The 12973-nt window shown below is 44.9% G+C and carries 11 protein-coding genes; 7 read left to right on the top strand and 4 right to left on the bottom strand.

Annotation, left to right across the window (positions count from 1 at the left end; all coding sequences use genetic code 11):
- Nucleotides 1-3: 3 nt before the first annotated feature.
- Genes phrB through AACT42_RS17720 form a run of 3 tightly spaced genes read right to left on the bottom strand, consistent with a single transcriptional unit; the run spans nucleotide 4 to nucleotide 3209 of the window.
- Complete coding sequence (gene phrB, locus AACT42_RS17730) at nucleotides 4-1416, bottom strand: deoxyribodipyrimidine photo-lyase (RefSeq protein WP_094131792.1); 1413 nt, start codon at nucleotides 1414-1416, stop codon at nucleotides 4-6.
- Between the two features lie 16 nt (nucleotides 1417-1432).
- Nucleotides 1433-2266 carry a MerR family transcriptional regulator gene (locus AACT42_RS17725; protein ID WP_013868370.1) on the bottom strand — a complete coding sequence of 278 codons (834 nt, stop codon included), beginning with the start codon at nucleotides 2264-2266 and terminating at the stop codon, nucleotides 1433-1435.
- Entirely contained in the window at nucleotides 2256-3209 is a 954-nt protein-coding gene (locus AACT42_RS17720) for a YbgA family protein (RefSeq protein WP_026027151.1), read from the bottom strand. The genes AACT42_RS17725 and AACT42_RS17720 overlap by 11 nt, the downstream gene beginning before the upstream one ends.
- A 311-nt stretch (nucleotides 3210-3520) precedes the next feature.
- On the opposite strand from AACT42_RS17720, the gene deoD reads away from it, so the two are divergent.
- The 6 genes from deoD (at nucleotide 3521) to AACT42_RS17690 (ending at nucleotide 10552) form a co-directional block, all read left to right on the top strand.
- Nucleotides 3521-4231, top strand: a complete 711-nt coding sequence (gene deoD / locus AACT42_RS17715; RefSeq protein WP_013868368.1) for a purine-nucleoside phosphorylase — start codon at nucleotides 3521-3523, stop codon at nucleotides 4229-4231.
- A gap of 60 nt (nucleotides 4232-4291) precedes the next feature.
- Nucleotides 4292-5761 (top strand): lactate dehydrogenase, encoded by a 1470-nt coding sequence (locus AACT42_RS17710; RefSeq protein WP_026028170.1) that lies wholly within the window; start codon nucleotides 4292-4294, stop codon nucleotides 5759-5761.
- A 163-nt stretch (nucleotides 5762-5924) separates the two neighbouring features.
- Nucleotides 5925-7412, top strand: a complete 1488-nt coding sequence (locus AACT42_RS17705; RefSeq protein WP_094131794.1) for a hypothetical protein — start codon at nucleotides 5925-5927, stop codon at nucleotides 7410-7412.
- A complete protein-coding gene (locus tag AACT42_RS17700) occupies nucleotides 7393-8973 on the top strand; it encodes a GGDEF domain-containing protein (protein WP_017042162.1) in 1581 nt (526 codons plus the stop codon). Before AACT42_RS17705 ends, AACT42_RS17700 begins: the two co-directional genes overlap by 20 nt.
- A gap of 62 nt (nucleotides 8974-9035) precedes the next feature.
- A complete protein-coding gene (locus AACT42_RS17695) occupies nucleotides 9036-9422 on the top strand; it encodes a DUF3302 domain-containing protein (protein WP_013868364.1) in 387 nt (128 codons plus the stop codon).
- Nucleotides 9422-10552 carry an HlyD family secretion protein gene (locus AACT42_RS17690; protein WP_017045041.1) on the top strand — a complete coding sequence of 377 codons (1131 nt, stop codon included), beginning with the start codon at nucleotides 9422-9424 and terminating at the stop codon, nucleotides 10550-10552. Before AACT42_RS17695 ends, AACT42_RS17690 begins: the two co-directional genes overlap by 1 nt.
- Before the next feature lie 101 nt (nucleotides 10553-10653).
- On the opposite strand, the gene AACT42_RS17685 is transcribed toward AACT42_RS17690, so the two are convergent.
- Nucleotides 10654-11844: an MFS transporter gene (locus AACT42_RS17685; protein ID WP_094131795.1), complete on the bottom strand. Its 1191-nt coding sequence runs from the start codon at nucleotides 11842-11844 to the stop codon at nucleotides 10654-10656.
- On the opposite strand from AACT42_RS17685, the gene AACT42_RS17680 reads away from it, so the two are divergent.
- Nucleotides 11843-12970 (top strand): endonuclease/exonuclease/phosphatase family protein, encoded by a 1128-nt coding sequence (locus tag AACT42_RS17680; RefSeq protein WP_094131796.1) that lies wholly within the window; start codon nucleotides 11843-11845, stop codon nucleotides 12968-12970. The two genes, AACT42_RS17685 and AACT42_RS17680, sit on opposite strands and share 2 nt — an antisense overlap.
- Nucleotides 12971-12973: the final 3 nt, after the last annotated feature.

The raw sequence follows: 12973 nt of genomic DNA, 5'->3' as shown, positions 1-12973 counted from the left end.
TGATCAGGTATCCTTGGCGTCTTTATAGAGCTGTAAGGTTATCTCTCTTTCTACTTTATGATCAACCATTGGCGCGGGATATGACAAGGAATTGACGGCAGGGAATTTCCAAGGCGTGTGGATGTACTTATCTGGCAACGAAGCCAATTCAGGTACCCACTGACGAATAAAATCACCTTTCGGATCAAAACGTTCCCCTTGGCTGGTAGGATTAAAAATTCGAAAATAAGGTTGCCCATCACACCCTGTTGAGGCGCACCACTGCCAACCGCCATTGTTGGATGCATAATCGCCATCCACTAATGTTTGCATAAAATATTGTTCACCAAGTCGCCAATCGATATGCAGATCTTTGGTTAGAAAACTGGCCACCACCATCCTTAATCGGTTATGCATCCACCCCGTTTTGTTCAGTTGGCGCATCGCCGCATCGACAATAGGGAACCCGGTTTGACCCTGCTGCCAACGTTCAAAGGCCGTTGAATTCTCCCACCAAGATACGTGTTTCCCCCAAGGTGCAAAATCTTTTCCCTTACAGAGATCAGGGCGAAACCCGATCAGATGCTGATAGAATTCACGCCAAATAATTTCGCTCAGCCAAGTTTGCGCCCCTTCAGACAACCCAATATGTTGCGATTCAGCGTATAGGCGCGCCATACATTGACGCGCAGAAAGCGCCCCTATTGCGAGATAAGGTGACAGTGCGCTGGTCGAATCCAACGCGGGAAAATCACGCTGCTGGTGGTAGTTCTGTACCTTATCACGGCAAAACTGGCGTAATTTAGCGCGAATTGCATCGAACTCGACCACCCAATGATCACTGCTGATGCGTGGATAGCTGAACGAGCGGTGTTCGCTCCACAGCAACGGCTCAAGATCCTTTATGCGTTTATAATGTGTAGAAATAGGCGTTGGTAAAATTTGAGGAAGAGCCGCTTGTGATAACCACGCTCGTTTAAAAGGCGTAAAGACTTTGAAATAATCACCTTGCTTATTTTTGACCGAACCGGGCGCAATAATGCACTTATCGTCGTATGCTCGCCACTCGATCTGGCGCTCTAGGCAAAACTGGCTCGCCATCTCATCACGCTGCAACTCATTGATTTCATACTCGCGATTAACCAACACTGCGCTGGCATTAAGCTGCTTAGCCATAGCGGTAATCTGCTGCGCAGCATCAGCGTAATCATCGACTTCCTCATACAACAGAGCAATATTGAGTGCTTGCAGTTCACGTTGCAGCTCAAATAAACGCCGATAAATAAGATCCGCCTGCATCGGAGCAAGATGGTGTTTTTGCCACTGTGCTGGTGTTGCAATGAATACGGCAACAACAGGTTCTTCACCATCAATGGCGGCATGTAATGCCGTATTATCAACGGATCGTAAATCTCGGCGCAGCCAGAGTAATTTCACTGTACATCCTTACTGATTAATCTAACGAATGGTGCAGACGAGCAACCACATCTGACAACGAAAGCTTATCTCCCAGTGAGATACGCAATTTCCGTAACGCTTGAACTTGCTGCTCGGTTAGTGCTCGGTTGGCAAACAGCGCAACCTGTTGGTAGTTTGCTAAAGCATCATGATCAACAAGAGCTGTAAGATCTTCGACACCATCTAGGATAGTGAGGTTATAACCAGCTTCCACCTTTCCCACGAACCATAACCAAGCCAGTATGCTCGATGTTGGATCAAGATTAACGCAAAGACATTTTCCTTTAGTTGCCGCTTTGTTTTCCGCTTCAATGATCGAGCTCAACTTGCTTATCATCAGTGCCTGAAAAAGCCCTTTTTGCAAACTGCGCAACGGTCCTTTAACCCGCTCTAACGTGTCGATGACAGGAAAGACAAACTGCTGCTCAACAATCTCTAACGGATACTCTTTCAATACCGTAGCAATGGTTGATTCCGCTTTGCCTTTATTGAGATCCACTAAAGCTTGCAGCAATTGTTCTTGCTCTAAAAGCTCTGAGCCATGATTTGCCAAAGTATCAATGATACTTTCACTGCCACTGAGCAATGCACTCACTTTGCCAATCGAAACCCCTTTCGCCAGCCAGCCTTGAATAGTGCGAATCGTCGCAATATCCTCTTGTGAATAAAGGCGATGCCCTTTTTCCGTGCGCTGTGGCTGAACGAGGTGATAGCGGCGCTGCCATGCACGCAAGGTAACGGGCTTTACTCCAGTCATCTCGGCAACGTCTCGAATAGCATATAATTTTTCAGTCATCATGTTTTCAGTCAGTGGGTTCTCATAGTCCATAACGTAACCTTAGCGTTTGTGGATAAGGCGATAAATAGTGCTGTTGCTGCAGATAAGCATCGGGATACATTTTTATGTAATGTTTGAGCAACGTAATAGGCGCAAGTAAAGGAAGCTCGCCAGTTCGATAGTCATCAATCAATTGCGCTAACTCTACTTTCTGCTCTTTGTTTAAGGCTCGTTTGAAATAACCCTGAATGTGCATCAAAACATTGGTGTTATTTTTACGGCTCGCTCTGTGTTTAAGCGCATCCATTAACCCTTGGCGATAGTGCTCAATAAAATACTGTGGCGGATGCTGCTTGACTTCAGCCACCAAACGGCCGAGTTCTCGATACGCTTGCGGGTGATGCGCCATTAACGTCAATTTGTAGCGTGAATGAAAAGCCACCACTTTGCCCGGTGTCGGGTTGTCACCTATCGATTGATAAAAGTCATGTAAACAGTAGACACGCGTAATGAAGTTTTCGCGAAGCACAGGATCATGTAAACGGCCATCTTCCTCTACAGGCAACCACGGCATTTTACGCATCAAAGTGGCGGTATAAAGCCCAACACCCTCTTTGTCTGCTCGTTGATGCTTATAGACTTTGACTCTTTCCATGCCACATGTCGGGGATTTCGCACAAACGATATAACCACACAATTTCATCAATTCGAGCTCATCAACTTTTCGTTCTGAGAAATCGAACATGGCTTGCGTGTAATCTTTGGTTTCATCTTTAGTTTCAACCAGCGCTAAACGCTCTTCGTGAGAGATCAGGCGAATGGTAGGCCTTGGCACGGTTAAGCCAATCGCAACCTCTGGGCAAACGGGTATGAAAGAGAAATAATTCGTTAACTCTTTGGTCACAAAGTCACTCGCTTTGTGGCCAGAATCAAAACGGACTTGCTCTCCCAGCACACATGCACTGATCCCGATACGAATTTCTGGATTACTCATCGCCGCCTCATATACAAAAATATTTGTTGTATAATATATAGCACACTCCAACCACCTTATACAAAATATATTTATGTACACATAAAAGGTAAACGTTTACCCAAATCGATTGCCTTACCACTTTCAACACTTTTAGTTATCAATGAGCCACAAAAAGGGTATTAACCTCCATTCTGTGACAAATCTCTCAAGGAACAGTGTCAGGTCTAGCTAGTATTGCCTCAACAAAACACATCAGATTCAACAGAATTAGTAATTTAATCCACTTATTGCGGATAAATCGCTGACTCGAAAACTTTGGAGTAACAACGATGGCAACCCCACACATTAATGCGCAAGTTGGTGATTTCGCTGAAACCGTTCTAATGCCAGGCGATCCATTACGTGCAAAATACATTGCTGAAACTTTTTTAGATGATGCTAAACAGGTTTGTGATGTTCGCAGTATGTTCGGTTATACCGGTACTTATAAGGGTAAAAAAGTATCCGTTATGGGCCACGGTATGGGCATTCCATCATGCTCGATTTATGTTCACGAGTTGATTTCAGAATACGGTGTAAAAAATATCATCCGTATTGGTAGCTGTGGCGCAGTTCGTGACGATGTCAATCTAATGGATATCGTTATTGGTATGGGTGCTTCAACCGATTCCAAAGTTAACCGCATCCGTTTTAACAACCACGATTTTGCCGCGATTGCGGATTACGGATTGCTTGAAACAGCCGTCAATCAAGCACGCGCACAAAACGTGCCCGTGAAGGTAGGCAACGTGTTTTCCGCTGATCTGTTCTACACACCTGAAGGTGATTTATTCGAAAAAATGAATAAGCTTGGCATCTTAGGTGTGGATATGGAAGCGGCCGGTATTTATGGCGTTGCAGCGGATCTAGGCGCAAAAGCATTGACGATTCTTACGGTGTCAGACCACATCATTCGCGGTGAGAAATTAAGCTCTGAAGATCGCCAAACCTCTTTTAACGACATGATGAAAGTCGCGCTTGAAACAGCGATTAGTATCTAATTTTTAAACCTCAGCTGCTCACCCAAATTGGCAGCCTTAAATTACCCCGAGGGGGCGATTGTGTCCAACGACCAACTACCCAAGGACGCAGATGGTTTACAACTCAACTTTTGTAAAACATTGGCGTGTGACAACTTTGGACTGAGTGAAGCCGAACGGTACGTTCTGCAGCGCGTAAACCCGAAGCGTCCAACGATGGTTTGTCGTGAATGTGGAGCTTTCCCCCCCTTACTTAACAACCGAGAAGTGTTAAACGAATTACACCGTTTAAGGCAGCTTCACAGCGACGGGTTGCCCGCTTGTCGCAGTGATGATTGCCAAAATTTCGGTTTATCTGTTCATACGCACAAACACCTCTATCACGCTTTTGGCTACAGCGGCGATCGCCAGCGATACCGTTGCAAAGCTTGTCAGAGTACCTTTGTTGATAAGTGGTCAGGAGCCAACAAAAAACTCGTTTTTCAAGAAACCTTACTCGGCCTACTCTTCATGAGTTATTCGGTGCGAGAGATTTGCCGTAAATTATCCATCAACCCAAAAACGTTTTATGATCATGTCGAGCACATTGCCAGTCGCTGTCGGCGAAAACTGGCCATGATTGATGCGCGTTGGGTGAATCATGCAAACCAATATGAGCTGGCTTGCAATTACATCCCGCTCCAGCCCCATAGCGACAACGGCGTATTGTGGTTTGCAACAGGTGAAGCCAAAACAGGTTATATACTCTGTCAGCACGTAAACTATTCCGCCAATGAAGAGCCTGCAGGCGAGCTTGATCACAACCCCTATCACTCGCCCGCGCGTTTTGTTTCTCGTGAACATTCATCCGAAGCGAATCTACCTACTCCTGACGCATCTCCGCTGTTACGTGAGCGTATTGATCAGAAATACCAAACAATTTTAGCCCGCGGTAATGTTGAAGACCCCATGGGTAACCTCACCACTTTTCATTACCCTTCTAAAGGTGCCTTGATACGCCCTCCTTACACCTCTTATGCTCACTTCCTCCACGTGCTGGATTTGTGCCTTGAAGATAAGCGAGTTTCTATCTATCTGCCTCAAGATCCGGTTTTACGTTCTGCCGCATTGAGCGTCTGTTTGCCGCGAATCAAGCGTAAGAATGTTGACTTGATGTACGTTGAGGAAGATCCGCAATGGCAAAATGGACATTCCGTGAATAAAACGGACATTGTTCACATGGGATGGTGGCGAGATCGCTGGGCTATTGCCAATCAGGCGCAGGCTGCCAAAGGTGTTTGCTATTTGGCAGGAGACAATCCAACACCCGAAGCTTGGCTCGATAAAGCATCTATTAAGCAAACAGAGTTCTATCAAAAACGCTTCCAACTGTTGTTCGAAAGCTTTATCAACGAACCGAGGCGCAAACTTCGCCCTGGCGGCCTACAACCAATGCTGGATATTTTTCGTGCTTGGCACAATCTGTGCTACCAAGATAAACATGGATTCACCGCCGCCCAAAATTTGGAATTAACCAAACATCCACTGACATTGAAAGAACTACTCTCTTAGATTTTTAGGTTATATTTAGACTATGGATTGTGAAGTAGCGCAGATTATTGTGGTAATGAATAACCAATGCACCCACTTTTGGGAAAGTAAATAGTGCGCTTTAACGTTGGCTTCATATAATGAATCGGTGACTTAGGCTTCTTACTTTTGAGGAACAGCCCGTTTGGATAAAAGCCAATACCTTCTTGAAATTGAAATAGAACAGCTTAGAGCCCGTATTGAAACTGAGCCGGAGAAGGTGTCGATCGTCGCGGAGCAGTGTTTATTGAGAGCACAGCAGATCTTTTTCCCAGAAGGGGCGATTCAATGTTTGATCATTTTATCTCGCTGCGCTTGGTGTCTAATGGACTACCGTGTGGGTTTAAAATACATTAAAGAAGCCTTATCCACTCAAAATACCCTCGATACTGATGATTGCCTTCCCGAAATTCTGCATATTCACGCGCTGCAACTTTGGGGTCAGGCAAAATATTATACCGCCCAACAATATTGGATAAATGCCCTAGAACAATCGGCTCTGGTCGATGAAGTTGAGATCCAAATAGAAAGCCTGATTGGTTTGGGAAACGTTTGGCGTATCACCAACGAATATCAGCTATCATGCTCAACTCATGAGCTAGCGGTTAAAGTTGCGAACAATAGCCGTATCCACTGGTTAGAAGGAAAAGCCCGTATTCTGTGGGCATGGGATCTCTATCTACTTAACCAATACATCGATATGCTCACGGTGCTCGATGGTGCAGAAGAAGCGCTACAGGATCATCCCGATAAAACTTGGCAAGCCGAGGTTTGGGATTTTCGCGGCTTGGCACTGCTCGGGCTTGAACGAATCGAAGATGCGGAAGCGGCAACCACCAAAGCACTCGAACTTGCTGTTGAGCATAACCTTGTGTGGATGAAGGCTCACTCATTCATTAGTCGAGCTCGTTTGGAACTGCTGAGAAAAGACTCCAAGAAAGCAACTGAGCTGTTGCTTCTTGCTGAAGCCTCTGCTGCTTCATTTGATAAAGGTGAGCTACTTTCACAAATTTGCTACCAACAATCCCTAGTCGCAGAGCAGCGTGGTGATTTTAAAGCTTCTTTAGCCTCATTTAAGAAATATCGCCAATTTACGGTTGAGATGCTTCGAGAACAAACGGCGCGCATTGGCCTTGATAAAGCAAGAGCCTCTAAGCGACAACTTGAGCAACGAGCACGTAAACTCATTAACCGTATTCGTGGTCAACACGAATACGACCCAGAGAAACATCTCTCCAATGTAGTTTCAGAGACTTATTGGTGGGAACAACTCATGCTGTTCAAGACCGAGTTGAAGCATTCTAATCACGCCGTCATTGTCATCCAACATAACGACTCAAAGTACCTCGATGTATGTACCGAGATTGCCCACTCGCTCTGTAACCAAAAAGATCTCGTTTCTCGTTTAAGTAGCGAACGCTTAGCGCTGCTTCTTGCCGATAAAGGCGATGCAGCGCTGCACGTCTTCCATGTATTGGCTAAGATGATTGAAATATACCCCTGGGAAAGAAAAGGATTAACGGGGTCGCTACCTCAAGTGATGTTCCAAGACATTTTGAGTTTCCCATTCACATTAGAACAACTGGAAGACAGTCAACCTCAGGAATGGTCGCATGGAAGTACTGCTCAGTAAGATTAAAGATACGGGTTTGGATGCCACCTCCGTTTCCGGAGAAGAGGCCATCATTTTCTGGAATCACGTCCGACAACATATAGCCTCAACATCAAAAGAAAAAGCACTTAGCTACATCATCAGTGCAGAGTATCGTTCAGAACTGCATCAGTCGTCCGCCAGTATAGAGGAGCTTCGTCACGCCTTAGCATTACTTGAATTGCCTAAGGACGCCGAAATTATTTTGTCTGTGAAAAACAGTTTGAGCGATCGCCTAATGGAAAGCGGTGAATTTGCCGCGGCGCTCAACGAATATGTGTCCGCTTCTAATATTGCCGTCGACACAGGTTACATTGACGAATATGTACTAGCCGTCATTGGCATGGGTAACCTGTGTGATGCTTATGGCGAGCACAGCCGAGCCCTTCGTTACTATCAAAAAATTGATAGTATTGATCACGCAATCACCAGCCGCTCATTACGCCTGCGTTATAAACTTTACATGCTATCGTGTTACATTCAACTGCACCGAATCTCCGCAGCTACCGACCTAATTAAAGAGTGTGAAGAGCTGAGTATTTTGGTCAGCGATAAAATTCTTACCGGGCAAATTTCACTCTATCAAGCTCAACTTTATCTTTATCAGGATCAAGTCGATAAAGCGCTCATTACGCTTTCTAGTGTTCAGTACAGTGCTGGGAATATGAATTCCACCTGGCTATCGAATATGATTCGAATTGAAACGGCCAACTGCCTGGCTAAAATAGGTAAAAGTCATATTGCCAATATGATGCTGGCCAGTACAGACAAACGTCTGCAACGGTACACGTCACCCACGATGGCCAAGCAGCTGTATCGAGCATTCAGTGCCGTATGTGAGCGCCAAGGCCTTTATCAAGCCGCCCTGATTTATGAAAAAAAAGGCTTTCGAATTGAAACTGATCTGATGAAAAACATCCCGATTAGTGAGCTGGGGGCCAATCAACTGCGTCGCTTATCGCGCTTTGAATTGCAATTGAAATTGATCTTATCTGAGATTGAAAATCGCGAGCTCAAAGAAACCACAGAACATCAAAAGAATGCCGTAGCCCAACTTCAACAGGATGTATTCACTGACCCACTCACCACTTTACACAACCGCCGCTGGTTAGATGTAAAGCTGAAAGACCTACTGCTTCATGAGAAGCTATTTGCATTTCTAGTCATTGATATTGACCATTTTAAATCGATTAATGATGAACTTAGTCACTTGGTTGGTGACAAAGCGATAGTCAATGTTTCACGTGAGTTGAAAAACTACTTTAAATTCCGAGGCTCCTCCTGTGTCCGTTTTGGTGGAGAAGAGTTTCTGGTGATTTTAGAAGATTGCTCGCTCGACCAAGCTGAAATGCATGCCGAAAACTATCGAGAACGCATATTCCAATTTGGTTGGCACGATATTCTAGGTGAGCGCGGCTTAACCGTCAGTATCGGTATCACCTTGCATCGAGATGGTGAAAATACACAACGCACATTCTACCGCGCCGACAAAGCCTTATATCGCGCGAAAGCGAATGGCCGCAACCAAGTGTGCACTGAGTAACTTTCCATCACGTTAAGCTATTGGCTGCCGTTTACACTCGTCATTGAAATACAGGAGCAACTATGTTTTTAGATTACTTTGCCCTTGGTCTACTGATTTTCGTAGCCTTGGTCATTTTTTATGGAATCATCGTCATTCATGATATCCCTTATGAAATAGCCAAAGAGCGTGACCATCCACATCAAGATGCCATTCATGTTTCTGGCTGGGTCAGTCTATTTACCTTACATGCAATCTGGCCATTTTTGTGGATTTGGGCAACCTTGTGGCGAAAAGATCGCGGGTGGGGGTTCACTAAACTTCAAGAAGAGCAGCACGATATTCATCATCGTGTCGATGAACTTATCGATCAAGTCGCAACACTCACTCGAGAATTACATGAGTTAAAAGCGCAGCCACCCGTTGCTCAAGCGAACATCGACCATGCCAGTAATCAGGAGACAAAATAATGGATTTACTTCTGATCATGACTTATGCCGCTTTATGTATTGCGATATTCAAAGTCTTTAAAATTCCATTAAATAAGTGGACCGTCCCTACAGCTGTATTAGGTGGCGTTATTTTGATCGGCACCCTGATCTTACTGATGAACTATAATCATCCTTTTACTCAATTGGGTAGCCAAGTTTTTTCCACAACACCTGTCGTCTCAGGAGTACGAGGAAGAGTGATTGAGGTTCCGGTACAAGCAAACCAGCCCTTAAAACAAGGTGATGTGCTTTTTAGAATTGATCCTGTGCCTTTTGAAGCGGAATTGGCAAAAATTGAAGCTCAGATCAAAGAGGCGAGCCAAGGTGCACTCGGCCTAGAATCGAATGTTTCTGAAGCTGCGGCAGCGAAAGTACAGGCTATCGCTGACCGGGATAAAGCACAACGTGAGTATGCTCGTTATCAACGTGGGTATGATAAAGGTGCATTCACCGAACAAGATCTTGATACCCGTCGCCAAGCTTATAAAGCAGCAGAGGCAGCAGTAGAAGTCGCCCAAGCACGTCTAAATCAAGCCAATATCTCCTTAAACTCAGAAATCAATGGTGAGAATACTACCGTTGCTCGCCTGCTTGCCGATTTTAGACAAGCCCAATTCAACCTTGAACAAACCATTGTCAGAGCGCCTACTGATGGCTATGTGACGCAATTAGCTCTCAGACCAGGTGCGATGTCCGTACCATTACCCTTAGCGCCAATGATGACGTTTGTACACACAGAAGATAAAATCTACACAGCTGCATTTAGGCAAAATTCTCTTCAACGCCTAAAACCGGGCTTTGAAGCCGAGTTTTTGTTCAGAGCACTACCCGGAAAAGTCTTCAAAGGAGAGGTGGTTGAAATATTGCCTGTGATTGGTGAAAGCCAGATCCAAGCACGAGGTACCTTGCTAGGAACTGAGGCATTACGTACCAATGGACGCGTACTCGTCACCCTTAAAATCACCGATGATTTAAGCGATTATCACCTGCCACTCGGTACTGCTTTTGAAGCCGCTATCTATTCAGACAGTTTCTCTCATGTCTCGATTATGCGTAAGGTACTCATCCGGATGAAAAGTTGGCAAAACTATCTCTACATAGATCATTAGATACCATCCATCACGACATACGTTGAAAAACAGCCAACCCAGATGTTGCTTGTCTAGTGACTATTGGCATCATGTTAAAAGGGTCGTAAACGACCCTTTTGCTACCTGTCGCTCCAACGCAGAATTCTAACTTCATTACCCGCTTCGGGTTTAATTGGAATATTGAGTGATAAAAGCAGCGAAACAAGTGCCATTACCGCTCCAATGTAAAAGACGCTCGCCGGAGAGATAAGCCAAATTAAACCAAACGTGGCGGGGATGAACACGGCCGCAATATGGTTAATGGTAAAAGAAACTCCCGCTGTAGACGCCATGTCCGCAGGATCTGCAATTTTCTGAAAATAAGTTTTAATCGCCAAAGCCAAGGCAAAAAAGAGGTGGTCAACCACATAAAGCGCCGCCGCCCAATGTGCGTTTTGTACAAGACCGTACCCAACAAAAACAACAATCAACCCCGTGTATTCAAACAGTAGCGCTTTACGCTCGCCGACTACACCAATGAACTTACCAATACGTTTAGCAAACAAAAAGTTGAACAAATAGTTGATCAAAAACAGTAAGGTAATATCGCCCGCTGAATAGCCAAATTTCTCCACCATAAGGAAACCAGCGAAAACAGTGAAAATTTGCCTACGCGCACCACTCATGAAGGTCAAGGCGTAATACAGCCAATAACGTTTGCGTAGCACGAGCTTTTTATTTTGTGGCACTTCCGCTTTAAATTCAGGAAAGGCAAAGGCAATGAGCAACACCAGCACAAAACCAGCACCGCCAGAAATGACATAGACCCATTTAAAATCGAGCTGAAACACTTCTAACATTACCCACAAAGCACCGTAGGTGATCAGTGATGCAAGTGCTCCAACCGAAATGAGTTTGCCAAGCATTTCTGGCGCTTCATCTTTATTTAACCACTGCAAAGACAAGGATTGTTTAAGCGTTTCAAAGTAGTGGAACCCAGTCGACATCAATAATGTCGTGAGCAGTAACCCGATTAAAGAAGGGAAAAAACCCGTCATCGCAGTTCCTAACGTCAACATACCTAATGAGATCAGGATAAATCGCTGCTCTCGAATGAACAGTAAAACGAATACGGCGGTGAAGGCTAAAAATCCGGGGATTTCTCGTACACTTTGTAATAAGCCAATGTCTGAACCATCGAAATTCGCTTTTTCAATCACGAAATTATTCAACAGTGCCATCCAACTAGAAAATGCAATTGGCACAATAATGGAGATAATCAATAGGAAATTTTGTGGCGTGCGCCAACCTTGAGAGGCTTTAGGGTACATGAGAGATCCTTATCTATGTTTCAGCGCATCATATACTCAAGTCGCCTTAAAAGGCGAGAGCTCATCACAACAGGAAACAAGGTTAGGGATTAGCACTGCTAAATTACACCGTTCGGGTATAAGATCGAGCGAGACACAAATAGTGGGATTTAACATGACGATTACGTTCGCAACGATTAATTTATTCAATTATTTAGCTCCACCGAACGCATATTATCAGTTCGACAATATTTACACGCAAGCAGAGTGGCAGAAAAAAAAGCAATGGTTTAGCCAGAAGATCCAACAACTGGATGCCGATATCATTGGCTTTCAAGAAGTTTTCAGTTTTGATGAACTGCGCAACCAGATGATGGATTTAGGCTACCCGTATGTGGCCTGTGTAGATGAACCTATCGTCAAAGATGGATACATCTATAGCCATCCGGTTGTAGTAATTGCCTCTCGCTATCCTCTGCGCCAAGTGAGCGCCGTACATGGCACGTTACCAAACCAAGCTGCCCCTTTTTGCTTTAATCGTACACCGTTACACGCTACGGTTTGCCTACCAATGCTCGGGGATATCGATGTCTATATTGTGCATTTTAAATCTCAACGTCCGGCAGAATCGCCTGCGGCACCTCATCATCTGATCGATGAATGGCAACAAGAAACGCTAGGACGCTGGCTCTCTACTGTTCAGCGAGGTTTTGAAGCAAACCTGACTCACCAATATATCGTCAATACTCAAAAACAAACTGGGCGGCCTTGTGTGCTAATGGGCGATTTTAATAAACCGTTACATCACGAGGAGTTTCAAGGACTACTATCGCAGGCCTTATACCGCAGACCAGAAACACAACAACCGCTGGCTGGCTATGCGCTTTACGATGCTTGGGATCTGCATACCGAGAGTGTTGATCAGCCTCGCAAAGCCACTCATTACGCCGGAGCCACGGGATCTGTACTCGACTATATTCTCCTTTCCGCAGACTTTGCGCCTTTTACCCAGCCAATGAAAAGCTATATCAGTCACTATACTGTGCTTGATCAACATCTGGTCAACCCGAGCTATGAGCTCGATAACTTTAGTACTGACCATGCACTGGTCGCGGTCACATTAAAAGTAAACACTACACCGAGCTAATGG

The sequence above is a fragment of the Vibrio sp. V15_P4S5T153 genome (assembly GCF_963874485.1).
Taxonomy (GTDB): domain Bacteria; phylum Pseudomonadota; class Gammaproteobacteria; order Enterobacterales; family Vibrionaceae; genus Vibrio; species Vibrio anguillarum.
This window is presented reverse-complemented; position numbering and strand designations above follow the sequence as displayed.

What these genes read in the sequence shown, in the direction of transcription:
- AACT42_RS17725 (WP_013868370.1), bottom strand. Translation starts at nt 2,266, where the DNA reads ATGGACTATGAGAACCCACTGACTGAAAACATGATGACTGAAAAATTA.
- AACT42_RS17695 (WP_013868364.1), top strand. Translation starts at nt 9,036, where the DNA reads ATGTTTTTAGATTACTTTGCCCTTGGTCTACTGATTTTCGTAGCCTTG.
- AACT42_RS17680 (WP_094131796.1), top strand. Translation starts at nt 11,843, where the DNA reads ATGAGAGATCCTTATCTATGTTTCAGCGCATCATATACTCAAGTCGCC.
- deoD (WP_013868368.1), top strand. Translation starts at nt 3,521, where the DNA reads ATGGCAACCCCACACATTAATGCGCAAGTTGGTGATTTCGCTGAAACC.
- AACT42_RS17700 (WP_017042162.1), top strand. Translation starts at nt 7,393, where the DNA reads ATGGAAGTACTGCTCAGTAAGATTAAAGATACGGGTTTGGATGCCACC.
- AACT42_RS17685 (WP_094131795.1), bottom strand. Translation starts at nt 11,844, where the DNA reads ATGTACCCTAAAGCCTCTCAAGGTTGGCGCACGCCACAAAATTTCCTA.
- AACT42_RS17720 (WP_026027151.1), bottom strand. Translation starts at nt 3,209, where the DNA reads ATGAGTAATCCAGAAATTCGTATCGGGATCAGTGCATGTGTGCTGGGA.
- AACT42_RS17690 (WP_017045041.1), top strand. Translation starts at nt 9,422, where the DNA reads ATGGATTTACTTCTGATCATGACTTATGCCGCTTTATGTATTGCGATA.